The following is a 25,539-nucleotide window of genomic DNA, read 5'->3' as shown; positions in this document are numbered from 1 at the left end:
GCTGGTGGCGCACCAGAGGTGCGCGTTCTTAATAAGTTGTGGGCCAAACATGGCGTTGGCCATCCCTCCAGGATTGGCCGCGAACGGTGCACGTCCAAGCATCCGGTTGATCGTCGACAATGTAAATCACCGGAACACAGGACCGCATTCGCTGTACTGTCTCACTCCCTCGGGGGGCCCGCTGGTGGCGGACCAAACGCCCGCGTTTTGTTTGAGCAGTGATCCGAACATTGGTCACGAACGGAGATCGCGGGGCATTTGCGGCTTCGATTCAATGCCCTGGCCCCAAAACGCAAAAAAGCCGCTCGTTCGAGCGGCTTTTTCGGGACGATCCGTTTGCGAAATTACTTCGCGAACACAACAACCAAGGTGTACAGGGCCAAGGATTCGATCAAGGCCAGACCGATGATCATGGTGGTACGGATGTTACCCGCGGCACCCGGGTTACGGGCGATGCCTTCGCATGCGGCGTGGATTGCCTTACCCTGGGCCAGGCCGCAGATACCGGCGGCAATGGCCATGGAGAATGCGGGCGTAATGGTGAAACCGGAGCCAGCGGCGTCTTGAGCCATGGCGGTCATCGTCACGAAAAAGATCAAAAGAAACGCTGCGAACTTGCGCATTGGAATTTCCTCCAAGTGTTTTTGAGGTTCGTTTCGGAGACGAAACTCAAGATGAGGTTTTGTCAAACCAAACCTTTAATCTCAATGGTCGTGGGCAATGGCACCCGCGATATAAACCATGGTGAGCATGATGAACACGAAGGTTTGCAGGAAGGCCGCAAAAAGCCCGATCACCATCAGGGGGACCGGAACCAGCCATGCAAACAGTTGGGTGTAAAACACCAGTACGACGATGTGCTCACCGGAAATGTTGCCGAACAGACGCACACCCAAAGAGAAGGGGCGCGCCAAGTGGCCGATGATTTCGATGGGAATCATCAGCGGCGCCAACAGGGGAATGGGACCCATGAAATGCTTCAGATACCCGACCCCATTTTCGCGCAGGCCCTCGAAGTTGTAGTAGAAGAACACGATCAGGGCGCAGGCGATGGTGGTATTGAAGTTGCCGGTTGCGGCGGAGAACGAGGGAACCATGCCCAAGAAGTTGGCCATGAAAATGAAAAATGCGAGGGTGCCGATCAGCGGCAGATACTTGCGGCCATGAGGACCGATATTCTCGTCCAACATGCCCAGCAGGCCTTCCAGCGTGACCTCGATCACTTGCTGAAGGCCGGATGGAATCAAACTGACTTTGGACTTCACCATAAAGCCGAGGATCGTGAGAAAGAGGAACACGATACCCGCGGCAACCACGTGGTCCCACATGATCGCATCGATGTGAAGCGCCCCTTCGAGAAGAAGCGTCCAAAGTGAGGGGTGGGTTTCCATACTAAAGCCTACCTAACGCTATGGTTATTCTTGCAGTCGATATGCTTGGAAAACGTCAAATTCATCAAAGTTTAGAAGGAGACGATCTTCGCCGCCGCTATCGCTTTGTGGTTGCTCCGCGACTGGAAAAAAACAGAGCAAGTAACAAGCTGGGAATAAGAAGGGAAGTGCCGACTGAAAACCATTCCCAGCTCACGTCAAACATCGAGATCATTGCATAAAAGGCCCCACCAAGCAACCCGTAATGGAGAAAAATCAGCATGGAACCCAATGAGGGACTAGGCCTTTGGGGATTGAGGGAGAGAAACAGGGTGAAGTCCCACAGACCCACCATCAGCAGCACGAACAGGACCCCGAACGCGAAGCTCGGCAGGCCGCTCGCGGAGGCGAAAAGGGCACAGGGCATCAAGCCGAGAATCCCACTCAGCAGCATCAACCGGTAGAACCAGCGGAGAAAACCGCGACCCTGATCGTCGGCCGGCGGCGTCGCTCGATCTCGTTCGTCTGACACGGGCGCGTTCCTTTTCGAAGGGGCATGCTCGGCGTTCCGGCCGCTGTCGGGAACGGTCATGTCCGGCAATTCAAGATTCGGTGTTCGCGTCGTCATCACCCACATCCTCGCCCTCGGCCTGCCGCCGGGCCTCCTCTTCTTCGATCTTGTTCAGGAGCGCGACCTCGCGGAACAAATTGAGGAAACCGGCGGCGATGCCGAGCAGGGAAAAAATCACGGTGCACACCGGATAGGAATCGAACCAGGCGTCGAACCAGTACTTTCCCGCCGCGAACCCCATGAGGGTACACACGAGAAAGTGTGGTCCGATCGAAGCCAGCCGATACCAATGGCTTCCCTGTTTCGACAAGGTCAGGCCGCCTTGGAGAGATGTTGCATGATGCAGCTCAGCAGGGTGGCGCCGTCCACGGAGCCCAATTCGGCTTCGGCGTGGCGTTCCGGGTGGGGCATCATGCCCAAGATGCGGCCCGCGGCGTCGGTGATGCCGGCGATACTTCGGGCGCTGCCGTTGGGGTTGGCCGCGTCGCTGGCGTCGCCGGCCGCGTCGCAATAGCGGAAGGCCACCTGGTCGCCGTCCTCGAGCCGGTCGAGCGTGTCCTCGTCGGCGAAATACTGGCCCATGCCGTGGGCGATGGGAATGTGGAGGATGCGATCCTTGGTCAAATTGGCGGTGAAGGGGCTGCGCGTGCTCGCGACGCGGATGTTGACGTCCTGGCAGAGGAACTTGAGGTGCTTGTTGGTGAGCAGGGCGCCGGGCAGCAGGCCCATCTCACACAGGATCTGGAAGCCGTTGCAGACGCCGAAGAGGTAGCCGCCCTTTTTGGCGAAGGCCGCCACGTCGTTCATGACGGGCGAAAAACGCGCGATCGCGCCGGAGCGCAGGTAATCACCGAAGGAGAAGCCGCCGGGGATGAACACCAGATCGGGGTTGGCCAGGTCGTGATCCTTGTGCCACACGGGTGTCACCTTGGCGTGCAAGACCTTGGACCAGGCGTGAATCGCGTCCATGTCGCAGTTGCTGCCGGGAAAAATGAGAACCGAAACCCGCATGATCAGCCCTCCACGATCTCGTAATCTTCAATGACCGGGTTTGCGAGCAACTTGTCGCACATCTCCTTGACGTGCTCGTGCAGCTTGTCGGCCTCGAGCGTTTCGTCCAGTTCCAGTTCGATGTACTTGCCGATGCGCACGTCGCGAACTTCCTCGAACCCCAAAGAGTGCAGTGCGTGCTCGGCGGTCTTGCCCTGCGGATCGAGAACTCCCTGTCTCAATCGAACGATGACCCGTACTTTTTTCATATCGTGTACCCCATGCAAAGACGTTTTTGTCCACGGGGAAAAGATTGTACACCAAGAACCGGGAATTCAGGGTGCGGATTTGTGCCGCCGCGGTGGGCGCTCCGCGGTCGGGATCGGGGCCGGCCGCCAGGCCCGCCCCGGTTCGGTTCAATTGCGGTGGGAGCGTCCACGGCCACGTCCGCGGCCTCGACCGCGCCCGCGACTGGAGCGACCGCCGGCCATGGCGTAGGAACGCTGGCCGTCGCGTTCGCCATCGCCACCCTGGCTCTTGGATTCGTCGGATGGTTCGTTTTGGCGGTAGTTGCGGGAGTCGTCCCGGCGGCGGTGATCGCGCCGACCCTGTGGTTGGGAATCCCGTTGGCGCGGACGTTCCGGGGCGGTCTGCTCGCTGCCGGATTTGCCTTTGGTGTTGTAGTTGGCCCCCATGATTTTTTTGCGGACGGCTTCCTTGAATTCTTCCATGCGGTCCTCGTAGAGGCCATGGCGTTTCATCAACATCACTCGGACCGAGAAATTGAAGCGGTCGTAGGGAGGAATGTCTTGAGGCGTAGGGATGTCTTGCGTGCGCAGCTCCTCGAAAGTCATCTTTTCGAGACCCTCGAGTTTCTCCTCGCGGTAATCCTTCTGCTGGTTGATGTCCTGCTCACTCATGGACGCGGCCATGGTAGACAGGGAGAGCGGCGCGGGCATCACCATATTGTCCTTTTCCTCCTGCTGGGGACGTCGTGCAACCTCGAAATGGGGGGGCATGTTACGGCCCGGTCGGGTCTGCAGGACTACTTTAGTGTTGTACCGATTCTCGAGCTCCATCAGCTCCGTTCGGCGTTCGTTGAGGAGGTGCAGCGTCAATGGCTCGGACACGCTCACCTTCAGCTCTTTCACAGTCCCGTTGTATACATAAAGTTTGATGCGTCTCAGCAAGTCGAGGGCCTGTAGTTCCATCGACTTGAAGCGCCCGGTTCCGTTACAGACGGGGCAATCCACGTAGTGACGCACTTCTTTGGAGGTATTGATCCGCTGGCGAGACATCTCCAGCAAACCGAACCGGCTTAGACCCGAAATAGTAATACGAGCTTTGTCGGCTTTCAAGGCTTCTCGTAAACGTTGTTCCACTTCGTGGCTGTTGCGCTTGTCCTTGAGGTCGATGAAATCGATGACCACCAGGCCACCCAGGTCGCGCAAGCGGAGTTGGCGCGCGATTTCTTCGGCGGCCTCGCAATTGGCCTTGAAGGCGGTCGATTCCAGGTCGCCCTCGGCCGTCTTGCCGCTGTTGACGTCGATGACGACCAGGGCCTCGGTCTGCTCGATGACGATCGAGCCGCCGGAGGGCAGTTGGATCTTCTGGGTGAAGATGCGCTCGACCTGCTCGTCCAGGTTGTACTTGGCGAACAGGGGTTGCTTGCCGCGGTACTGGCGCACGATGTGGGCGTAGCTGGGCAGGATCTTCTTGAAGTAGTTGCTGATGGTTTGGAAGACTTCGTTGTCGTCGACGAGGATCTCGCTGATGTCCTCGTTGAAATAGTCGCGAATGGTGCGGGTGACCACGTCGTCCTCGCGGTACAACATGGTGGGACTGGGGCGGGTCGCCGCACGCGACTCGAGTTCGCGCCAAGTGGTGGTCAGAATGTTGAGGTCGCGTTGGATCTGCTCGCGCGTCTTGCCGAGTCCGGCGGTGCGGATGATGTAGCCCATGCCGTCGGGCACGGTGATCTGCTCCAATACGTTGCGCAGGTGCTGGCGATCTTCGTGGGAACTGATCTTGCGCGAGATGCCGACCTTGCTGGTCAGCGGCATCATGACCAGGTACTGGCCGGGCAGCGAGAGGTAGGACGTCATGTAGGCGCCTTTGAGGCCGATCTCTTCCCGGGCGATCTGGACGATCACTTCCTGGCCGATTTTGAACCGCTCGTGCAGGGGGGCACGGCGGTCGTTGGTGGTGAAATAACGCGAGTGGATTTCGTTGAACGGCAGAAAGCCGTGGCGGTTGCCGCCATAATCGACGAAGGTGGCTTGAAGGCTGGGTTCGATGGCCGTGATGGTGGCCTTGTAGATGTTGCCCAGATTGCTGGTGTTGTTCATGGACTCGAAATCGATTTGCTCCAGCAGTCCCTTTTCGTTGATGATCGCCACGCGTAACTGGTCGAAATCTCTGGCGTTAATGAGCATCTTATATTTGGGCATGAAGTTAAGTCCTTAATTCATCTTAGTCCAAAAATCTTAAATCCTTCTCCTAGGTTTGCTATTATGAGTGTTTTGGGTACCTAGGCAAGGGGGAAATTCATGTTCAAAAAACTGGGTGTTGGAAGCGAACTGGAATCTTATTGCGGTCGTTGTAAGATGGTCTTGAACCATCGCGTGGTGGCCATGGTCGACGATCAACCCCGCAGGGTACGTTGTTTGACCTGCAATAGCGAGCACAATCACCGTGTCGCTAAGGCGAAAACCACGACGACGCGTAGAGCGACGTCGTCCCGTTCCAAGGCCGCATCTTCGGGATCGAAGGCATCGGCCGCGTCCAAGTGGAATGCATTGGTGAGCAACTGGGACGACGCGATCGCCAAACCCTACAACATGTATGAGACATTCAAAGTGGATGATCGCATCACGCATGTCACGTTTGGCAAAGGAATTGTCACTGAGATTCCTGGACCGGATAAGATGATAACACTTTTTGAAAGCGGTGAGAAAATGTTAATGCAGGGTAAGGTTCGCGCCTGACTCTGGTGTTGGAAACGCTTCCATTCGGGAACGCCGTTCCCGTTGATGAGGGCCTCTCGAGGCCCTTTTTTATTGGATTTTTGCGAAAAGTCGGGCGTCTTTTCGAGGGCCTTCACTCGCCCCGCATTTTTGCAAAATCTTTGTAAAGCATACTGGGTTGAATACCTTTGTTGTTTTGGTATTTACCGCTATCGTATGTTTTCTGCTCGCCCTCGATTGTGTGATAAAAGATTTGGCATATTTCTACGCCTTTGTAGATGCGGATCGGTTGGACCGCGAAGATCTCCAAGGTCCAGAATCCGCGAAAGCCCACGTCCCCGAATCCCGCGGTGACGTGAACGAACAGGCCCAGCCGGCCCACCGACGAGCGACCCTCCAACATGGGGACCAGGTTGAAGGTTTCGGTACGTTCCAGGGTGCGGCCCAGGTAGAGCTTATGGGGTTGCAACACCAGGCCTTCGTCCGGAATGGTCAAATGATGCGCATGGTTGGGTTTGGCCATGTCCAGGATATCTTCGTCATAGGTCATCAGCGATTCGTGGAGGCGCAAATTGTAGCTGTTGGGATTGAGCTGCTCCGCGTTGTACGGCTCGATGATGATGTCTTTTCCCTGGCGTTGATGGATTTCGGGTCCTGTCAAGATCATGGCGGATGTACCTCGAAGTGGGATCGAGTGACGGCGTGTCGCGGTCGGGATCCGGAGAGCCCGACCATCGCGGTTCACTCCTGGATGACGCGCGTATCGGCGATCTTGTCGTGCAGACCGCGTCGCTCGGGGTCGATGAAAATGAAGATGTAGGCGATGCCGAACGTGAAGCCCGGTACCAGCAGGCGCAGCAACACGGCCTTGGGACTGAGTCCCTCCTGTGCGGGCGATTTTTCTTCGATAATGCGCAATTTCATGATGTGCTTGCCGACGGTTTTGCCGAACTTGGCCCAGCCGAAGACGAAGTGGGCCAGGTTGGCGATCATGCCCAACAGGTAGAATGCCATGGCCAGCCAGCCGATCTTGGCGATCACGAAGATGAAGGCGGGCAGGATCAGCGCGAAGCCCACCGCCCAATCGATGAGGAAGGCCACCAGGCGCGGCACGGGTTCGGCGTTGCGGTGCGCGCCGGCGGGCTTGCTGGCGACGTTGTCGAAGATCGAGCCGCCGGGTGTGGGATCCGGCTGCGGCGGTGCCACGGGACCCTGGCCGCCGTGAGGTGCGGGCGGTGGGGTCGCATCGCCCGGTTGCGGTACCGGCAGCGGAAAGCGTCCCTGTGGCTGGGCCGGCTGGCCACCCGGCGCCGGGGGCGGTGTGGCGGTCGCCGGTGCGGGCGGCGGGGGCGGATCCTCGCCGGGCATCGGCAGTGGGAATCGGCCCTTCGGCGCGCCGGTCTGGGGCGGTGCGGCCGGTGGAGGTCCGGCCTGGGGAGGCCCCGCCTGCGGCGGCGGGCTGGGCGGCATGGGCTCGACACCACCCGGTTGGGTGGGCAGCGGCGCCTTGGGTGTTTGGTATTTGTCCAAATCCTCCAGCGCGGAATCGTCCCACGCCAGCAACTCTTCTCCGCCGCTCTGCGTGGCGGCTGCGGCCGCGGGTGCGGGCGGCGGCGTGGCTGCGGTGCGACCCATCGGTGCGGGCGGCGGCGTCCAGAACGGATCCGACTCGTCGCTGCTGCGCAGGGTTCGGTCGTGATCCGGCGGCAAGACCGCCTGCATCGGCCGCGTCGACTTGACCATCGCCGGATTGGCGTTGGCGTCCAGTGTCGGCAGGGTGGCGGTGGCGCTGTCGCTGGGATCCATTTGTTCCGTTTGCTCGGTGAAATAGAAATAGATGCGACCCGTGACCAGCGTGTCGCCACTGCGAATGGGCGCTTCCGTGATCTTCTTCTTGTTCAGAAAGGTGCCGTTGGAGGAATTGTTGTCGAGCACGAAGTACTGACCGTTGCGATTCTCCACGCGCACGTGCAGTCGGGAGACACTCGTATCGTTGATCACGATATCGTTGGAGCGACTTCTGCCGATGGTCGTTATCGGCTTTGACAGGGTGAATTCCTCATAGGTCCCGTCGTTTTTCTTACGTCGCAGCACCGAATTAGACATGATCCACCTTTACCAATACGCGCCGCGTTCGTGAACTTGCGGTTCCAAACGGGCAACGGAATCAGGGAAACCTTTTTGATCCTCTGATTATAAGGGTTGCGGTTGATAAATTCACAAAAAAGTCTTTCGTCTCTGGTTGGGCCGGCCGGGTTTCCGGAGCGCGCCATACTGGGAAAACTCCGGCCCGGGATCACGAAATCGACGCCGTTCGCGCAATTTGGTCGGACTCGAGCCGAAACACGCCGGATTCTTCCCGTTTGGCCTGGGCGACGAGGGCCTCGGCCACCACACGGGCGTGAATCGCGCGGTATTTGCGAAGCGGTCCCACCAGCAACCAACTCGTGGCGGCCAAAACCCATTCGCCGAGTCTTTCGCCGGGCCTCGATTGGGTGCGCGGGCCGCGCAGCAGGGAAGGGCGCAGGATGCTCAAGTGAGAGAAACCCAGGGTTTCGAGGGCTTGTTCCAGCTCGCCCTTGACCCGGTTGTAGAACACTCGCGAGTCGGGGTCGGCACCCAGGGCGGTGATGACCAGGCATCGGCGCATGCCGTTTTCGTGGGCCAGGCGGGCGCATTCGAGCGGCAGGTGCAGATCCACGTGGCGAAACTGCTCGCGGGTCCCGGCTTGGCGCATGGTCGTGCCCAGGCAGCAGAAGAGATCGTCGCCGTGAAAACAGTCGGCATTGGCGGAGAGGTGGTCGAAGCTGACGATGCGCTGGGTCAGTTTGGGGTGTTCGAGATCGAGGTGACGGCGCAACGGCGTGACGACCCGGTCGTAGGTGGGGTCGGCGAGAAGGTGTTCCAGGCAGTAGCCGCCGATCAACCCGCTGGCGCCCAACAGGACGGCGCGTTTTCCTCGTTGGTCCGTCATGTCCGACTCCTCGTGGCCGAACGGCTCAACTGGCCGCCCAGTAACGCTTCTTCTTGGTGAACCATTGCTTGTTGGTTCCGAATCGCGTCTCGATGATGACCCCGCAGCCCATGATCAGAATCGTGAGTTGCATCAGCGTGCCCAAGAGCGGCAGGTGCAGGATCACGCCGATCAGCAGCACGGCCATCAGCAGGCTCGCCACGGTGGACAGCAAGCCGTTGGAAAGCTCTTCGATGACCGTACCGACGCGATGGAACACCACCACGCTACCGAAAATGGACACGACCATCAGGCCACTGGAAAAGAGAAGGAACATGGGGAAGCCGACCATGACCACCATCAACAGGATGCTGACGAACATGGCGAGCAGGAAGGTCGCGAGGGTGATCAGGCCGATGATGAAATGGCGTGTCAAATCCTGGCCCAGTTGGAAGCTGGCCTCGTTGACCTGGTTGGGGAAGATGTAGAACGTGATGATGATGACCAGGAACAGAAAGAAGGATTGTGCGAAGAACAGCGCCGCCATCGAATGGGAACTGGTGAGGTAGGCGCTTTCCCGGCTGGGACCGGACGGCGCGAAATGGTGGACGATCTTGCCGCCGACCATGGCCTGCTCGTGGGAGGACACGTCGCCGCCCAGGCACAGCAGGTTGCCCGAGACGTTCGCGTCCCGATAGATGCGCACCGAGCCGCCCAGCGCGGTGATGTTGCCTTCCACGGTGCCCTTGATGTGGATGTCGGCCATCACGGCGCCCACATCGCCCTTGACGGTGCCCTCGACGATGACGTCCTGGCCGACGGCGAAGACGTTGCCCTCGTAGGTCTTGAGGCCGGTCACCACGTAGGGCGGTTGTTGCGCCTGGAGCGGCGCGCCGAGAAACCATACCAACAACCAGGCCAGAGCCAGTGCCGGGACTCGAAGCTGTCTGTGTTTTTCTCGGGCCGTCATGGTGTACCTCATGTATCGACTTGTGGGGATTTCGGGAGAATCGAATCGATCCCGTTATCGGTTCAGCAGCCGTTTGGCGCCGAAGCCGAGAGCCAGGATCATCAGGAGAATCAGGATTTGAATCCCGATACTCACGTTTTTGAAGAAGTAGCCCAGCGATCCACTGACAATCTGCCAGGATGCCGAGACCAGCCCCCCGAATGCCGAAAGCCATTCGTCGAACTGGGCCAGTACGGCCTTGACCTTGATCGACATGCCCTGGGAGAAGCTGTCGATGTCGTGGCCGGCCATGTAATCGTAGATGTCCAGGGTGAAGAAGCCGATCGTCAGGATCAGCAGCACGGCGCTGATCAGCAGCACTTGCGGAATGCTGATGCGTTCCCGGGCGTGCTTTTCGTAAACCTGGAACATGACGTTGGGCAGGAAGGTCGAAGGAACCTTGATCTCCGGCAGGCCGCGCAGGCTTTCCTCGAGCAACGGATCCTCGGGCAGATCGGTGTCGTCGTCGAAGAGGGATTCTTCGGCGTGTTCGTCGTCGGGTTGGGCCGGATTCATGATTCTGTCGCGTTCGTTGTCTTTGGGATCAACCACGTTGGCGCCCTCCCCTCTTGGCCATCTCCTCGGCCAATTTGCTTTTCAGCATCTCGCGCCCGCGGAATATGCGGTTTTTGACCGTGCCCAAGGGTAAGTCCACGGTTTTGGCAATCTCGTCGTAACTGAGCTCATTGATGTGCCGCAGCACGATCAATTGTTTGTAGATGAACGGCAGCTCGTCGATGGCCGCCTCGATGCGGCCCTGCAATTGGCTCATCTCCAAGTTTTGCAGGGGGCTGAGTCCCTTGGCCGGGAGTTGCTGACTGAGGCTGGGCGAATCCTCACCGGAGGCGTCGATGGAGAAGGTGTCGAGCTTCTTCTTGCGCATCCAATCGATCGTGGCGTTGGAGGAAATGCGGTGAATCCAGGTCGTGAATTTGTATTCGGGGTTGTATTTGTCCAAGGAGCTGTAGACTTTGATAAAGACTTCCTGACACAGCTCCATCGCAGCTTCGTAGTTGTTGATCATTCTATAAATGTAGTTGACCAACTTGCGTTGATAGCGGGAAACAATCACCTCGAACAGCTCGACGTTTCCTTCTTTGATTTTTTCGACAAGTGCCTCATCTGTGAGTGAGGTTTCATCCATATTGACCTACAGTGATATGGCGATGACCGGCCGGGTAGCGGCCCTGGATCGCCAGGTCGGACCCGAACGGCCCGATTCGACCGCATGGTTTCGATGACCTGCCGAAGACACCGGAAAGGACATCTCGGAATTCGCAAGGCGATTCCCGAAGGTGCATGTCGCAGCGAGGATCGAAGCAATACGTGATTCTATGACAAACCGCGGTGGAATCGCAAAGTGGAAGCGCGCCAAACCTGCGCTCGGTGAGCCGGGGCCTCGCATTTCGAGGGGCCCGGCCCGACCTGCGGCTCGTCTCGGAGCCCTTATTTGCTTTCTTCTTTCACGAATGCCTCGTAGGCTTCGGCACTCAACAGCTTTTCCAGCTCGCTCTGATCGGCGATCTTGATCTTGATCAACCAACCCTTGCCGTGAGGATCCTTGTTGACGGCTTCCGGGCTGTCTTCCAGGTCTTCGTTGACTTCGACGATGGTTCCGCCGATCGGCATGAATACCTCGGCGACCGCTTTCACCGATTCGACACTGCCGAATTCCTCGCCGATCTCGAACTCGGAATCGACGTCAGGCAAATCCACGTAAACGATGTCGCCCAATTGGTCTTGGGCGTGATGGGTGATGCCGATGAGGGCGGTGTCGCCATCGACGCTCAGCCACTCGTGTTCTTTCGAATAAAGGTTTTTCCCAGAATACATCCTCTAGTCCTCCCGACTGGAAATGAAAAAAGTACAGGCGTTTGATCATTGATTCGGCGACCGGGAGCCGGTCAATTATTTTTGGCGAGGTCGTGGTCGTTGCGTCGCGATCCGACGATCGATCAGGCCCGCTTGTAGAAGGGGCCCTTGACGACCTCGGCTTCGACGAGCTTGTTGCGAATGCGCACGTGAAAGACGGTGCCGGGTTCGGTGAGCGCCAAGGGGACGTAGCCGAGCCCGATCGCTTTTTTCAGGGTCGGCGAATGGGTTCCGCTGGTGACGCGGCCCACGTCGCGATCCTCGTGGACGATTGGATAACCCTGGCGCGCGATGCCGCGGCCCTTGACCTCGAAGCCCACCAGGCGGCGGTCGAGACCGGCCTTTTTCTGGGCGCGAATCTGTTCCTTGCCGATGAACTCCGGACTGTTCTTGAGCTTGACGATCCAGCCCAGGCCGGCTTCCAAGATGTGGGTCGTCTCGTCCATGTCGTTGCCGTAGAGGTGCATGCGCGCTTCCAGGCGAAGCGTGTCGCGGGCTCCGAGACCGGCGGGAATCAAGCCGTCCTCGCGGCCGGTTTCCAGCAGCAGGTTCCACAGGCGAACGCCGTGATCGGCACTGCAGTAGCACTCGAATCCATCTTCACCGGTATAGCCGGTGCGAGATACCAACGTGGGCAATCCCTTGATGGAAGTGTGTACGAACCAGTAGTAATTGATTTGCGAGAGGTCTTCGGGGCAGATTCGCTGCAGGATTTCCTCTGCGAGCGGGCCCTGGATCGCGATTTGGGCGATGGCGTTGCTCTCGTTTTTGACGATGACGTCGAAATCACCGACGTGCCGTTCGATCCAGGCGACGTCTTTGTCGATGTTGCCGGCATTGATCACCAGCAACAATTCCTCGGGCCCGATGCGATAGACCAGCAGGTCGTCGATCACGGTCCCGTCGGGTTTGCAGAACGCGGTGTAGTGCGCTTGGCCGTCCACCAGCTTGGTGACCTGGTTGACGGTCAAGTGGTCGACGAAGGCGACGGCGTCCTTGCCCGTTACCCGTACTTCACCCATGTGTGAGACGTCGAACAGGCCCGCCTTTTCGCGGACGGCCGTGTGTTCCTCTACCAGACCCGTGTATTGCACGGGCATGTACCAACCACCGAACGGAACCATCTTGGCACCCAGCTTTTCGTGTTCCTCGGCCAGCGGTGTCTTTTTTAACGCTTCGGTCATGCTAACAATCCCTTGTGGTTGGGGTGCGAATCGATTCCGTCGGCGGCCGATGGATGCAGTGAGGATCGGTGTGGCGTTGCGCTCGAACGGTTTCGAAAACCCCCCGATTCGGCTCGGATCTCGCCTGGGCTTCGCGCCGTGGATGCCGGCGTTCCAAGGCGGGACCGACGCCGTTCCTGTCAACCAAATCAACGTGAACGCCCAAAGAGATGACCCAAGCGCATTAAACCAACTCACTGGCGCAAAGCCAACAAAAAATTGGTTTTCGTGAGGGGTTCCCGCGGCCACCTCACCGGCACCGCTTTTTCCGATGTGCGAACCTGTTTCGGCCCGTGGCGTTTCGACCTCATCATCTGCTAGAATGGTTTTTTTGGGATGCATTCCCGAAGCCTCGAGTCTCCCGCACTTGGGTCCTCGCGACGTCCGCTGCCGTCGTCGGTTCGGACGCGCCCTAGATTCTCGATTCATGAACCGGGTTGCGGTCTCAATGCCGGTTTTAGACGCCGAGTGGGGTTCACCGAGGTTGGTATGGAATGCAAACGAGAGATGTCGTGCGATGAAGCATCCACGAGATCTCGCTCCGGGGGGAAGATCACTGGTTTCCCATTTGTAAATGCGTGCGGCGCGCGACGTCCGACAGCGGCAGGCGCGGCGTGAATACGCGCGGCGCTTTTTTCGCTTTGTGTCGGGGTTGCCTTTGTGGTTCTGGCCCCGATCGATGTGAATCGCGATTCGGTGATCGCGTCGCGGTGTGATGTCGGCTCTTTGATTCCCGATGCGGCAGGGTCGACTCGCGTTCATCGGCGATGATCGATAAGCGATGAACAATGAACTTGGAACAATGAAAAAATGAAAACAAGCAATAAGATTTGAGGTACCGCATGTACGATTTCTTGAAACGGTTAGGAATTGAGGAAGTGAACAGTGGGGTGTTCTCCGACCGCTGGTTGGAAGGCAAGGGCGGAGAAGTCACCAGCTACAATCCGGCCAACGGGGAAGCCATCGCCAAGGTTCGCCTCGCGGACCGGGACGAATACGAACAGGTGGTCGCCGTGGCGGAGCGAAGCTTTGCCGCTTGGCGTACGAAGCCGGCACCCCTGCGCGGACAGGTGGTTCGCGAAATGGGTGAAGTCCTGCGCGCCCACAAAGACGACCTCGGCCGTCTGGTCACGCTCGAAATGGGCAAGATCTATCAGGAAGGGCTTGGCGAAATCCAGGAAATCGTGGACATCATCGATTACGCGGTGGGCCTCTCGCGCCAGCTCTACGGGTTCACCATGCACTCCGAGCGCCCTGGCCACCGGATGTACGATCAGTACCATCCGATGGGCGTCGTCGGCGTGATTACCGCCTTCAACTTCCCCGCCGCGGTGTGGGGTTGGAACGCCATGATCGCCGCCGTTTGCGGTGACAGCGTCATCTGGAAACCGTCGCTGAAGACGCCGCTGGTCGCCGTCGCGATGCAGAACATTTTCGCGCCCGTTTTGGAGAAGCACGGCGTACCCGGCCTGTTCTCCTTGGCTACCGGCCACGACGACGTCGTGGGCGAAACCCTCGTCAACGACCACCGCGTGCCGCTCATCTCGGCCACCGGTTCCGTACGCATGGGCAAGATCGTCGGCGCCAAGGTCGCGGCACGCCTGGGTCGCTCGATCCTCGAGCTCGGCGGCAACAACGCCATCATCCTGACGCCCGAAGCCAACCTGGAGCTGGCGATTCCCGCCATCGTCTTCGGTGCGGTGGGTACCGCCGGTCAGCGTTGCACCACCACGCGCCGCCTGATCGTGCACGAGAGCCTGGTGGATGCCGTGACCGAACGTCTGGTGAAGGCCTACGGCCAGGTGCGCATCGGCGATCCGCTGGACGAGAACACCCTGATGGGTCCGCTCATCGACGAGGACGCGGTTCAGCAGATGACGAAGGCCCTGGAGCAGGTCAAGAGCGAGGGCGGCGAGGTCCTGTGCGGCGGCGAGCGCGTCGACCGTGCCGGCTTCTACGTAACCCCGGCCATCGCCAAGGCCAAGAACAGCTTCGACATCGTCCAGAACGAAACCTTCGCGCCGATTCTCTACGTGATTCCCTACAGCGATTTCGACGAGGCGATCGGCTACCAGAACGGCGTACCGCAGGGGCTCTCTTCCGCGGTCTTCACCTCGAATCTGCTGGAAGCCGAAAAGTTCCTGGGCCACCAGGGTTCCGATTGCGGTATCGCCAACGTCAACATCGGGACTTCCGGTGCGGAAATCGGCGGCGCCTTCGGTGGTGAGAAGGAAACCGGCGGTGGTCGCGAGTCGGGTTCCGATTCCTGGAAGGCCTACATGCGCCGCCAGACCAACACCATCAACTACTCCAAGGAACTGCCTTTGGCTCAAGGGATCAAATTCGATCTCTAAGGAGCGGGCGTCGCTATCGACGCCTCGACGGTTCGCGGAAAGCCCGGCCTCGTCGCCGGGCTTTTTTTATAGATGTTGGCCATCCGGAACGAGGGTTGTTTTGTAATTTGCCGAGACCTGATACCTGATACCTGATACCTGATACCTGATACCTGATACCTGATACCTGATACCTGATACCGTGCCCATCCAGGCGAATCGGCTGGGCTATTGGAGTCCGCTCGTTCCTGGGTGGGCACCCGTTCAGGCCGGGGTGCCGCTGTGGAAGCGGAAGGTGGGATCGGGGCTCTCGATCAGCTCGGCTTCCACCGCGCCAAAGAAATCGATCCTGTCCTGGATGCAGCCGTCGGCGTATTGGCGCGCTAGTTTGAGATAATCGGCGAAATGGCGGGCCTCGGAACGCAGCAGCGAGGTGTAGAAGCGTTCCAGCTCTTCGTCCAGGTGCGGCGCCAGTTTTTCGAAGCGCTCGCAGGAACGGGCCTCGATGTAGGCGCCGATGATGAGCACGTCCACCAGGCGTTGGGGGTCCTGTTTGCGCATGTGTTTGCGCAGGCCCTCGGCGTAACGCGATGCGGTGACGTGTACATAATCAATGTTGCGAGCCTTCATGATCGCCAGGACCTGCTCGAAATGGCGCAGCTCCTCGCGGGCCAGGCGCGACATTTTCTGCAGCAGATCACCGCGATCCACATAGCGGAACATGAGGTTCAACGCCGTGGAGGCCGCCTTTTTCTCGCAATTGGCGTGGTCCACCAAGAGAATGTCCTGCCGCTCGAGAGCTGCCGCGATCCACGCGTCCGGGGTGGTGCAGCGAAGGAATTGGTGTAGGTCGGGCACGGCGGTTCGCGATTTGGCGGTGGTCGTAGGAGTCAAGAAGCTACCTCGCGTGATTGAGACGGGCGGGAGGTAGCCTGCCGGCGCGACACCCGCCTGGAGATGGGATCCCGTGCGCCGCGGGCGCACGATCGCCGAGTTCCCTAACCATACCTCAGAAACCGGCGGCTTTTCCAGTGCGGCGGAGAACGGTCGTCCCTTGGGAATTCACCCGGTTTTGACGCGGTGAAGGGCTTCTTTTGCGGTGGTGGTTCGCGAGATCGGGGGAATAATCTTCGAATTGTGTGAATGCGACTGCGGATACAGGCTTTTCGCTGGAGATGTGCATTTACGTAAGCTTTTTGGCCATTTCTCACTTAATCCGGTCAAACAAGAGGTTTTGCCAAGAATCCGCTTGACCGCTAGGTTTCCGCTTGTTAAAAGTACTCTTCGTTGTGTTTCTCGTGACTCCCTTTTGGATATGGCTGGATACCTGAAATCGGCTTGACAACTGGGTTTGGCGGGCATAAACTCCAAAATCTCCAAAGATCGTGCTTAATGCTTAGGGGAGGAAATCGACATGAATAAAGCTGATCTCGTTAGTGTGATGGCTAATGAGGCCGACATTTCCAAGGCTCAGGCTACGAAAGCCCTTGACGCTATGCTGGATGCGGTTGTCAATGCTTTGAAAGACGGCGACAAAGTTACTCTGGTAAACTTCGGTACCTTTTCCGTCGCGAACCGTGCTGCGCGTACCGGTCGTAACCCCCGTACCAACGAGGCCATTACCATTCCGGAAAAGAAAGTGCCTAAGTTCCGTCCGGGTAAGAACCTTCTCGACGCGGTGATGTAAGTTACCCATTGAACTTGTGACGGGAACCTCGTTTCCCAATGAAATACCGGGAATCCTCCCGAGTTGAAAAAAGCGGCTGATTTTGGCCGCTTTTTTCATATTTTGGGATCCCCTTTCGCGAACGCGCCCGGTCGGTTCCGGGCACCAAACGGGCCGGGTTGTTCGGTGCATGCGACGCCGGTGGCAGGTCTCGCGCCCGAAACAGGAGTGACGCATGAGTGACCAGCACTACGATGTCCTGGTGATCGGCTCCGGCGGCGGTACCAAAATATCCACCCCGGCCAGCCACCTGGGTTTGAAAGCGGCCATTGTCGAGAAGGACCGTCTGGGCGGTACCTGTCTCAATCGGGGCTGTATTCCCTCCAAGATGTTGATTCATGCGGCCGAGGTGGCGGAGACGATTTCCACCGCATCGCGCTACAACCTGCGGCCCAAGGGTTTCGAGGTGGATTTCGAAGCGCTCGTGCAGCGTGTCAGTCAAACCATCGACGACGAGTCCGACAGTATCCTGCCCGGCTATCGCAAAAACGAAAACCTGCACTACTACCACGGCGAAGCCCGCTTCGTGGGTGACCGCACCGTCAGCGTGCGCGGCAAGACCCTCAGTGCCGACAAGGTGTACATCGCGACCGGATCGCGTCCGCGCATTCCCCACATTCCCGGCTTGGACAAGGTGCCCTTCCTGACCAGTACCGAGGCCCTGCGGCTCGAGAAACAACCGAAAAAGATGATCGTGGTCGGCGGCGGCTATATCGCCACCGAACTGGCCTATTACTTCAGCGCCCTGGGGACCGACATTTCGATGGTCGTGCGTTCGGTGCTGCTGCGTCCCGAAGATGCCCAGGTGCGTGCCGCGTTCCACAAGGCGTTTCAGCGCCATGCCAAGGTGTATCACGAGGCGACGGTGGATTGGGTGACCTTCGAAAACGGTGTCTACAAGATGGCGATCTGCGGCGAGGGCGGCCTGAAGATGGAGCTGGAGGGCGACGCCCTGCTGATCGCCACCGGTGTGGTACCCAACAGCGACAATCTCAACCTGGCCGCCGCCGGGGTCGAGACCCGGCCCGATGGCTTCATCCGTGTCGACGATCGCCTGCGCACCACGGCCGAGGGCGTTTGGGCCCTGGGCGACGTGGCCGGCAATTTCATGTTCCGCCATTCGGTCAATTTGGAAGGGGAGTACCTGTTCCGCACGACCATCGCCGAGCCTTGCGACGAGGCGATCGACTACGGGGCCATGCCGCACGCGGTCTTTTCGTCGCCCCAGGTGGCCGGGGTCGGCGAGACCGAGGACCAGCTCCAGGCGCGCGGCGCCGACTACGTGGTCGGATTCCGCAACTACGCCGCCAGTGCCATGGGCATGGCGTTGCGTTCGGAGGAAGGGTTCGTCAAGATCCTGGTGAATCGGGCCGACCGCAAGATTCTCGGCTGCCACATCATCGGCCACGAGGCCAGCGTCCTGGTGCACCAGGTCATCACGCTGATGCAGATGAAAGGTACCTTGGACGACTTGTTGGCGACGACCTTCATTCACCCGGCGCTGAACGAGATCGTGCGCAACGCCGCCCGCGACGCGCGCGCCAAGCTCCAGGCGTAGGGCCGGGGAGAAGCCCCTGCCGAACGATTCGAAGCGACGCAAATCAAGCGTTCCCGCATGCTTAGAGAGGCGTCGGGGCTGTAGGTTGGGCTGCCAGCCCGACATTCGGAGCCGCTCCTCTCGGAGTTCCCCCATTCTGAGATAGCCGTGGTGCCCGGTAGGTTCAGCGGCCCGGGATGCGCGCGCCAAGCTCCAGGCGTAGGGCCGGGGCGAAGCCCCTGCCGAACGATTCGAAGCGACGCAAGTCAAGCGTTCCCGCATGCTTAGAAAGGCGTCGGGGCTGTAAGTTGGGCTGCCAGCCCGACATTCGGAGTCGCTCCTCTCGGAGTTCCCCCATTCTGAGATAGTCGTGGTGCCCGGTAGGTTCAGCGGCCCGCTGAACTCCCCAGCGTGACATCGTTCAAGGTACCCGCCTCTTCGAGAGAGTGGTGGTGCCCGGTTGGCTGGGTCGGCTGGACCGACCCGGGCAATGGATCTGCCTGAAACGAGGACTCATTCGGTGCTTTGGAGCTCCATGGGCCTCGTGATGGCTTGGTGGGTTATGCTCTTGGGCGCTTTGTACGTCCCTTCATTGGTAACTTCGAATGTCGGCCCAGCGGGCCAACTTACAGCAATGGCAATCCTCTCCAGGATACGGGAACTGCCGGGATGGATTGCTTCGAAATGTTCATCGGGCCGATGAACCTACCGGGCAGGACGTCACTCTGGGTATGCGGGGACTGCTGAGACGGATCGCTTCGAAAAGTCGGCACTGCCGCGACGGGCCCGATCGAACGGCCGGGAACTCCAGGCGGGGCGCTTCGGCCAAATAAAAAAGGCCCCGACGAACGGGGCCTTTGATCTTCTGCGCGGCGGAACTTACTTGCCCAGGGCGCGCTTGATCTCCTCGGAAAAGGCCGGAATGACGTTTTCCCATTTGTTGATGATGCTCAGATCCGCGTGCTTGTGGATCGGGGCGTCCGCGTCGGGGTTCACGGCCACGATGTACTTGGAGCCCAGCATCCCGGTCAGGTGCTGGATGGCGCCGGAGATGCCGACCGCGAAGTAGACGTCCGGAGCGACCGTGGTACCGGTCTGACCGATTTGCAGGTTGTGGGGAACCCAGTCGAGGTCGGTGACCGCGCGGGATGCGCCCATGGCGCCGCCGAAGGTTTCGGCCAAGCCCTGCAATTGCGCGAAGTTTTCGGAGGCCTTCATGCCGCGGCCGCCCGAAACGATGACTTTCGCTTCGTTCAGGGGCACGCCCTTGGTTTCCTCGCCCTTGTCCACGCTGGTCACGGTGGCGTTGACCGTCACGCCGCCGATGGCGACCTTGTGGAAGCTCGGCGCGTTGTCCGAAAGAACCGGATCGAAGGCCGTGGCGCGCACGCTCACGATCTGCGGGCCGTCGGCCGTGATCGTCTCGGTGGTGATGAAGCGCGCGTTGGACACGATGCGCTTGCCGGACAATTTGCCGCCGTTGACGGTCAGGTCGGTGACGTCCTGCAGCAGGCCGCCGTTGAAGTGAGCCGAAAGGTAGGCTGCCAGATCGCGGCCCAGGTCGTTGGCGACCGTCACCAGGTAGGAGGGCGCCGCGCCGAACAGGTTGGCGATGTATTTGGAGGCGGAGTTGACGTGGGTGTGTTCGAAATCGTCGGAAGCCACGCCGATGACGCGGTCGACGCCGAAGCCGGCGCAACTCGCGCCGATCTGGTCGGGGTTCTTGGCGAGAACCAACAGGCTCACCTTTTTACCGGTCGCGTCGGCGATCTTGCGAGCCACCGCGGTGGCCTGCTTGGTGGAAAGCCGGATCGCGTTGTTGTCGTGATCGGCCACGATCACCACGTCCTCGGCGAGGTTGAGATCCGCGGCAGAGGCGTCGGCCCAGGAAACCGGATCGGCGGCCTGGTTGGCGCCGTCGTCGCCGGCCGTGTTGCCCGCGATCGCCTTGTCCTGGTTCACCAGGATGTCGACCATTTCCTTGGCGATCTGCGCGCTGTCGTCCGCTTCGATCTTGCGATTGCGGCGCTCGGAAACGACCGGTTCGATGCTCTCGATGGTGGTCTTGGCCGCGGGGGTGACGCCCAGGTCGCCCAGGCTCATCTGGTTGCGCTTGAACTTCTTGGCCATCATGACGCCCTTGAGCGAAGTGAAACGGGCGCTGTCCTTGCCGTTGAGCCAGTCGGTGGTGCCGAAGACCGCGGGCAGCGGAACGTTGTAGACGATCTTGTCGTTGCCTTCGATGAACGTGGCGGTCACGGACTTCTTGTCGTCGTTGAGCTGAACTTCGTTAATACCGGAGTAGTAGGGCATGCCGAGCCCTTGCGCGACCGTAGGGCCGACGATCCCGTGAGCGTAGTCCCAGGATTCGCGGCCGGTGAAAATGAGGTCGGGCTTGTTGTCGAGCTTGTTGATCATGGCGACCAGCAGATCGGCGACTTCATAGGCGTCGCGAGTGTCGATGTCGTCCAGGTTGAGCGCGTGCACGCCGAGGGTGCCCGGGTGTTTCTTGGGCTGGATCATGGCGATGGCCGTCTGCTGCAGGGAAGTGACTTCTTTGGACTTCCCGATCGAGAGAATGTCGGTGTGAATGGTGTTGGGGTTCTGTTCGGCAAACGTGATGGTGGCTTCGAGGCCAACCTCGCCGTATTTCCCCATAATCTTCTTCCCGCCGGTAAGAACGTTACCGTCGGCAATATCCATCGGCCCCTCGGTATCGGCCATAGGCGACAAGAGGCAGGCGATGTTTAAATTGGTCATGCAGGATCTCCTTCGTCGTGATTCCACTTAAAGATTCCGGTATGAGGCAAAAGGTAAGTGATACCGGTGACACGTCAGGTGTTCGTGTAGCCCCGTGGATCGAAAAAAAGGTGAGCTGGTGTCCGGCGTCAAACCCGATTTTTTCAACAAAAGATATCACACAAAAGAGGGTGCCGGAAACCGATTCGAACGTAACTGAAGACCAGTTAATCAGGTTTTTGTGAAGCTGTAAAGGGTGACATGAATGCCGGTTCATTTTTGCTGCCGCATTGCGGCGGTCGCCGCCGTCCTCTAGGTCCCCGTCCCGTTCGGCCTTTCCCTTGTGGCGCACCTCTTTCGGCGTGACCCGCCCGGTTGCGTTCCGGCGACGCTTCCGGTTACAATCGCGCGATCGTTTTCGTACCGCCTGTCGACATTCACATGGGGAACACTATGAAAAAGCGCGTTTTATCCGGCATTCAGCCTTCCGGCAAGCTTCACCTGGGCAACTATCTCGGCGCCATCAAGCAACATCTCGACTCCCAGGCTCAGGCCGACTGGGATCGTTACTTCTTTATCGCCAACTACCACAGCTTGACCACCTTGCCCGACGCCGCCGAATTGCGCGAGCGAACCCTCGACGTGGCGCGTACCTATCTCGCCTTGGGCCTGGATCCCGAAAAGTCGCTGCTCTTCATGCAGACCGACGTGCCCGAGGTCTGTGAACTGGCCTGGATCCTCACCTGTTTCGCCCCGATGGGGCTGCTGCAGCGTTGCACCAGCTACAAAGACAAGGTTGCGCGCGGATTGAGCGCCAACCACGGCCTCTTCGCCTATCCCGTGCTTCAGGCGGCCGACATCCTGATCTACGACTCGCACCTGGTGCCGGTCGGATCGGACCAGAAACAGCACGTCGAGGTGTGCCGCGATCTGGCGATCAAGGTCAACCAGACCTACGGCGAGCTGTTGGTGGTGCCCGATCCCGTCATCAAGGAAGACGTGGCGGTCATCCCCGGAACCGACGGCCAGAAAATGAGCAAGTCCTACCACAACACCATCGAGCTGTTCGCCACCAAAAAACAGCTCAAGAAGCAGATCATGTCGATCGTGACCGACTCGAAGGGGTTGGAGGAACCCAAAGATCCGGACACCTGCAACGTGTTTCGGCTCTATCACTTCTTCGCAAATGCCGACGAAATCGCCGAAATGGCCCAGAAGTATCGCGCCGGCGGCTTTGGGTACGGCCACGCCAAGTTGGCGCTCTTCGAAAAGGTCGACGCGTTTCTGGAGCCCTATCGCGATCGCTACAACCATCTGCTGGAACATCCGGACGAGGTCATGGACGTCTTGCGGCAGGGCGCCAAGGAGGCGCGCAAGACGGCGATCGAAACCACCCGTCGCGTACGCGAAGCCGTCGGTTTCATCAACCACTGAGAGGCCGCCCAGGCCGCTGGGTCGACATTTACTGACGAACTCCCCGACCCTACGTTTGTTTAGGTTTTTAGCTTTACCTTCGAGCTTTACAGAGTTTGTTACATTAAGAGCCGCGCACCAGCGGGCATGCCCAGCTCGATTTCGAGAAAGATACACTGTATCTGGTTTCTGGCGAAGGGCCATGGTTCGTTTATCCGAAAAATTTAGCGGGAACCCATGAACATCGCAAAGCAGGAAAGGATCGGCATTTGGTGACACATCATGGTCCTGCTTTTCCTGGTTTCCATCATTCCTGCCTTCCTGATCAAGATTTGGCGACGGCAAGACCCAGCTCAGGTTGAATGCACCACTTTGTTTCGAGAGAGTGGCCGCCCAGGACGGAGGCCGGGTTTTAAGCGTTTAGCTTTCCACGGTAGCCCATCGGTTGGCGCCAAAAAAGGCCGGGCGGCCCCAAGGACCGCACCGGCCGAAGGGAATGAAGGTTGGAGCAACAACCTTCGTGAGGTCAAGCTATGTCTTCGCTCTGGGTCAAGCGCCGTGGAATCCGCACCACAGGCAACTCCCTGGCTCGCGAGCGCCGCAGCGGTACGCCGTCATATGGCGACCTGGCGCAAGTGCGCGATTTCGAGTGCGTATCTCGATTCGTAGGGGGGCACGAGGACAGCGACCACCCCGGCTGCGAGATCCGCGGTGCCGGGTCTCGGCCATAGGGCTGGACAGAAAATCGATAGCGGGGTCCGTGGTAGAACGCTTGCTGGAAGCGGCGGAGAGGGGAGGGCCAAAAAGGGGCCACAGCATGAAATCGAGAACGGGCCTCTCTTCTTTCGGCAAGCATATGGAGAGTGGCTTCAAAGTTCAAGTTTTTTTGTAATGATTAGGTAAATGAAATTTCAAAACATGCATCGGTTTGCGGTTGTTGGGGTCGTTTTTCACGAAGTTTGAATTTGCACGTAAAGATTGTTTATGGAGGAGATAGAATGAATTTATCACGGTTCGATCGCGGATCTGTGCTTTTTGGTTGAATGTAAAGGTTCTGCTAGCTTGCGGTTCGGGGTGTCCTGCGTGTTGGGCAGAGCAGAGCCCTGGCGAGCTGGGGTCACCTTGTAGCGAAGACTTTGCAGCGAGGGTTTTGCGGGGTATGATGGAAGGACTTTCAGCAACGCAATTTATTGGGTGAAAACCCGCGCTTTCAGGTGGTGAGCACCGTGAAACTGAGGCATGTACTGCTCGGCTTGGCAGGTTCGGCCTCCGCCCTTTTCGGGGCGGTCATGTGCCTGGGCTTCCTGCTGATGCAACTGGATGGCAAAAAGTCCCTCGTCGAGAATCTGGCCGCCGGTATCTTTCTGGGTCTCGTGCCTTTGGGGCTCGGGCTCTTTATGGTGATCTACGCGCTCCGCCGTCGCACCCAACTACGGGCCGAGCGCGACGAACGCATGATCCTGGATTTGGCGCAGCGCAACGGTGGCGAACTCACCGTGTCCCAAGTGGCTGTCTCCACCGCTTTGGCTTCGGCCGAGGCCAAGCGGATGCTGGACCGCTGCCACAGCGACGGCCTCGCCCAGATTCGGGTCAACGAGGGCGGCGAAGTGGTCTACCACTTTTTTGGCTCAATAGGCAGTTGAACGGCGAGCGGCTCGCAACGCGTCCTTGTGGTAGCGAAGCAGGCGCGGTTCCGGCGGCGCTCCGTCGGGTTTGAAGCGTGGGTTGGCCTTGGGGTCGAAGCGGTAGTTGGACTCGCCCTTTTCGTCGAGCAGGCGGTATAGGTAGTGCTCGTTGAGCAGGTGGCCCCACAGCTCGTTGACGAACACCGGGCCGTCGATGCAAATGATGCCGCGTTTTTTGGGGGCCAACACACCCAGTCGCGCCACGAGGTCGTGGCGATTGGCGTAGTTTTCGATGTGGGGAATCCGGTTGATCTTGTCCAGGTAGTTCATCTTGTCGCAGGCGTTGGCGAAGGTGTAGATCTCCAGCTTGTGCATTTGGGCGACCGCCGCCGGGTTGCGCGCCAGTTTCCGCAAGGCGTTGGCCATGATGATGGATCCCTGCGAATAGGCGATGACCACGATCTTCTTTTTATCCGAGAGCAGGGCTCGCTTCAACTCGACCTCGGCCAGGTGGGCGGGTTTGGCCATCCAGGCGCCGGTCTTGCCGATGGCGGCCTCCATGACGTCCAGGTAGATCGAGTCCGAGGGGTTCTGGATGATGGTGATCGGTCGCCGGAAAAAATGGGTCAGGCAGGCACGCTGCATTTTGGCGACGTCGTTGTTGGTGGTGACGCCGTTGATGAAGAACCAGGCTTCGTCGGGAAAATCGTCGTAGGTCTCCTCCTGGCCCTGCCAGTGCATGACGTGTGGGGTTTGGAGAAAGAAGACATCGGGAACGAGACCCAGCCATCCGGGTCGCGTGAAGGGGATCGGGAAAAGACCGGCATCGATGAGATAGTGGAGGGCGCGCACGGGTTTGCGAGGATCCAGGATGCGAAATTCAGAATGTTTCGGATAGGGCGGCACCCAGTCGCCGGGTTTCCCGAGTAGGGCGTTGGCCCACATGGGGGGACAGAACTGGAAGGCGCGACCCATGGTTTTGACGAGATCGATGGTGTGGCGCCAGGGCATGAAGCATCCTCTCGAGAGATAGGTCGGTCAATGGCTGCCGCGCTGTCGCCTTGGGCCGGGCGTGAAAGTACCGAAACTCGTACCCAGCGGGTTCGAGGGGCTTCGGTTGGTATTCGGGCCGACCATGGCGTGATGAATCCGGTTCAAAGCACGACGTTTTGACGGCGTTTTAAGGTACGCTCACCAAATTTTAACCGTAAT

At 59.1% G+C, this 25,539-nt stretch carries 24 protein-coding genes; 6 read left to right on the top strand and 18 right to left on the bottom strand.

Annotated features, from left to right (window positions below; genetic code table 11):
• Positions 1-344: 344 nt before the first annotated feature.
• The 7 genes from J3U87_RS11665 to J3U87_RS11635 form a co-directional block, all read right to left on the bottom strand.
• On the bottom strand, positions 345-623 hold the full coding sequence (locus tag J3U87_RS11665) for an ATP synthase F0 subunit C (protein ID WP_237383213.1): 279 nt from the start codon (positions 621-623) through the stop codon (positions 345-347).
• Positions 624-704: 81 nt separating this feature from the next.
• Entirely contained in the window at positions 705-1,391 is a 687-nt protein-coding gene (atpB, locus tag J3U87_RS11660) for a F0F1 ATP synthase subunit A (RefSeq protein WP_237383212.1), read from the bottom strand.
• Between the two features lie 97 nt (positions 1,392-1,488).
• Positions 1,489-2,007: a hypothetical protein gene (locus J3U87_RS11655; RefSeq protein WP_237383211.1), complete on the bottom strand. Its 519-nt coding sequence runs from the start codon at positions 2,005-2,007 to the stop codon at positions 1,489-1,491.
• On the bottom strand, positions 1,973-2,251 hold the full coding sequence (locus J3U87_RS11650; protein WP_237383210.1) for an AtpZ/AtpI family protein: 279 nt from the start codon (positions 2,249-2,251) through the stop codon (positions 1,973-1,975). Before J3U87_RS11650 ends, J3U87_RS11655 begins: the two co-directional genes overlap by 35 nt.
• Positions 2,252-2,253: 2 nt before the next feature.
• Positions 2,254-2,952, bottom strand: a complete 699-nt coding sequence (purQ, locus tag J3U87_RS11645) for a phosphoribosylformylglycinamidine synthase subunit PurQ (RefSeq protein ID WP_237383209.1) — start codon at positions 2,950-2,952, stop codon at positions 2,254-2,256.
• A 2-nt stretch (positions 2,953-2,954) separates the two neighbouring features.
• Complete coding sequence (purS, locus tag J3U87_RS11640; RefSeq protein WP_237383208.1) at positions 2,955-3,200, bottom strand: phosphoribosylformylglycinamidine synthase subunit PurS; 246 nt, start codon at positions 3,198-3,200, stop codon at positions 2,955-2,957.
• 147 nt (positions 3,201-3,347) lie between these two features.
• Positions 3,348-5,381, bottom strand: coding sequence for an Rne/Rng family ribonuclease (locus J3U87_RS11635; protein ID WP_237383207.1), 2,034 nt, complete (start codon positions 5,379-5,381; stop codon positions 3,348-3,350).
• Positions 5,382-5,480: 99 nt separating this feature from the next.
• On the opposite strand from J3U87_RS11635, the gene J3U87_RS11630 reads away from it, so the two are divergent.
• Complete coding sequence (locus tag J3U87_RS11630; RefSeq protein WP_237383206.1) at positions 5,481-5,918, top strand: hypothetical protein; 438 nt, start codon at positions 5,481-5,483, stop codon at positions 5,916-5,918.
• A 112-nt stretch (positions 5,919-6,030) separates the two neighbouring features.
• On the opposite strand, the gene dcd is transcribed toward J3U87_RS11630, so the two are convergent.
• From dcd to gcvT, 8 genes are all read right to left on the bottom strand, one after another.
• Positions 6,031-6,564 (bottom strand): dCTP deaminase, encoded by a 534-nt coding sequence (dcd, locus tag J3U87_RS11625; RefSeq protein ID WP_237383205.1) that lies wholly within the window; start codon positions 6,562-6,564, stop codon positions 6,031-6,033.
• Between the two features lie 74 nt (positions 6,565-6,638).
• Positions 6,639-8,003 (bottom strand): RDD family protein, encoded by a 1,365-nt coding sequence (locus J3U87_RS11620; RefSeq protein ID WP_237383204.1) that lies wholly within the window; start codon positions 8,001-8,003, stop codon positions 6,639-6,641.
• 190 nt (positions 8,004-8,193) lie between these two features.
• Positions 8,194-8,871: a Rossmann-fold NAD(P)-binding domain-containing protein gene (locus J3U87_RS11615; RefSeq protein ID WP_237383203.1), complete on the bottom strand. Its 678-nt coding sequence runs from the start codon at positions 8,869-8,871 to the stop codon at positions 8,194-8,196.
• Positions 8,872-8,896: 25 nt separating this feature from the next.
• Positions 8,897-9,820 carry a polymer-forming cytoskeletal protein gene (locus J3U87_RS11610; RefSeq protein WP_237383202.1) on the bottom strand — a complete coding sequence of 308 codons (924 nt, stop codon included), beginning with the start codon at positions 9,818-9,820 and terminating at the stop codon, positions 8,897-8,899.
• 54 nt (positions 9,821-9,874) lie between these two features.
• Positions 9,875-10,411, bottom strand: coding sequence for a hypothetical protein (locus J3U87_RS11605; protein ID WP_237383201.1), 537 nt, complete (start codon positions 10,409-10,411; stop codon positions 9,875-9,877).
• Entirely contained in the window at positions 10,404-10,931 is a 528-nt protein-coding gene (locus J3U87_RS11600; RefSeq protein WP_237383200.1) for a sigma-70 family RNA polymerase sigma factor, read from the bottom strand. The genes J3U87_RS11605 and J3U87_RS11600 overlap by 8 nt, the downstream gene beginning before the upstream one ends.
• 374 nt (positions 10,932-11,305) lie before the next feature.
• Positions 11,306-11,692 carry a glycine cleavage system protein GcvH gene (gene gcvH / locus J3U87_RS11595; protein WP_237383199.1) on the bottom strand — a complete coding sequence of 129 codons (387 nt, stop codon included), beginning with the start codon at positions 11,690-11,692 and terminating at the stop codon, positions 11,306-11,308.
• A gap of 122 nt (positions 11,693-11,814) precedes the next feature.
• Positions 11,815-12,915 (bottom strand): glycine cleavage system aminomethyltransferase GcvT, encoded by a 1,101-nt coding sequence (gene gcvT, locus J3U87_RS11590; RefSeq protein WP_237383198.1) that lies wholly within the window; start codon positions 12,913-12,915, stop codon positions 11,815-11,817.
• A gap of 881 nt (positions 12,916-13,796) precedes the next feature.
• On the opposite strand from gcvT, the gene amaB reads away from it, so the two are divergent.
• On the top strand, positions 13,797-15,308 hold the full coding sequence (gene amaB, locus J3U87_RS11585; protein WP_237383197.1) for an L-piperidine-6-carboxylate dehydrogenase: 1,512 nt from the start codon (positions 13,797-13,799) through the stop codon (positions 15,306-15,308).
• 243 nt (positions 15,309-15,551) lie between these two features.
• On the opposite strand, the gene J3U87_RS11580 is transcribed toward amaB, so the two are convergent.
• On the bottom strand, positions 15,552-16,181 hold the full coding sequence (locus J3U87_RS11580) for a MiaE family protein (protein ID WP_237383196.1): 630 nt from the start codon (positions 16,179-16,181) through the stop codon (positions 15,552-15,554).
• Positions 16,182-16,701: 520 nt separating this feature from the next.
• Here J3U87_RS11580 and J3U87_RS11575 point away from each other — a divergent pair.
• Positions 16,702-16,974, top strand: coding sequence for an HU family DNA-binding protein (locus tag J3U87_RS11575; RefSeq protein WP_237383195.1), 273 nt, complete (start codon positions 16,702-16,704; stop codon positions 16,972-16,974).
• Between the two features lie 214 nt (positions 16,975-17,188).
• Positions 17,189-18,571, top strand: a complete 1,383-nt coding sequence (locus J3U87_RS11570) for a dihydrolipoyl dehydrogenase family protein (protein WP_237383194.1) — start codon at positions 17,189-17,191, stop codon at positions 18,569-18,571.
• An 858-nt stretch (positions 18,572-19,429) separates the two neighbouring features.
• Here J3U87_RS11570 and J3U87_RS11565 read toward each other — a convergent pair.
• The gene (locus J3U87_RS11565; RefSeq protein WP_237383193.1) at positions 19,430-21,310 is read right to left on the bottom strand and encodes an FAD-binding protein; all 1,881 of its coding nucleotides are present in this window, start codon (positions 21,308-21,310) and stop codon (positions 19,430-19,432) included.
• A 432-nt stretch (positions 21,311-21,742) separates the two neighbouring features.
• Here J3U87_RS11565 and trpS point away from each other — a divergent pair, with 432 nt between their 5' ends.
• Together trpS and J3U87_RS11555 are read left to right on the top strand one after the other, a co-directional pair.
• A complete protein-coding gene (gene trpS, locus J3U87_RS11560; RefSeq protein ID WP_237383192.1) occupies positions 21,743-22,723 on the top strand; it encodes a tryptophan--tRNA ligase in 981 nt (326 codons plus the stop codon).
• A gap of 1,205 nt (positions 22,724-23,928) precedes the next feature.
• Entirely contained in the window at positions 23,929-24,345 is a 417-nt protein-coding gene (locus J3U87_RS11555) for a hypothetical protein (RefSeq protein WP_237383191.1), read from the top strand.
• Here the strand turns inward: J3U87_RS11555 and J3U87_RS11550 are convergent.
• Positions 24,331-25,338, bottom strand: a complete 1,008-nt coding sequence (locus J3U87_RS11550) for a hypothetical protein (RefSeq protein WP_237383190.1) — start codon at positions 25,336-25,338, stop codon at positions 24,331-24,333. The genes J3U87_RS11555 and J3U87_RS11550 overlap by 15 nt on opposite strands.
• Between the last annotated feature and the right edge of the window lie 201 nt (positions 25,339-25,539).

The sequence above is a fragment of the Sulfidibacter corallicola genome (genome assembly GCF_017498545.1).
Lineage (GTDB): Bacteria > Acidobacteriota > Holophagae > Acanthopleuribacterales > Acanthopleuribacteraceae > Sulfidibacter > Sulfidibacter corallicola.
This window is presented reverse-complemented; position numbering and strand designations above follow the sequence as displayed.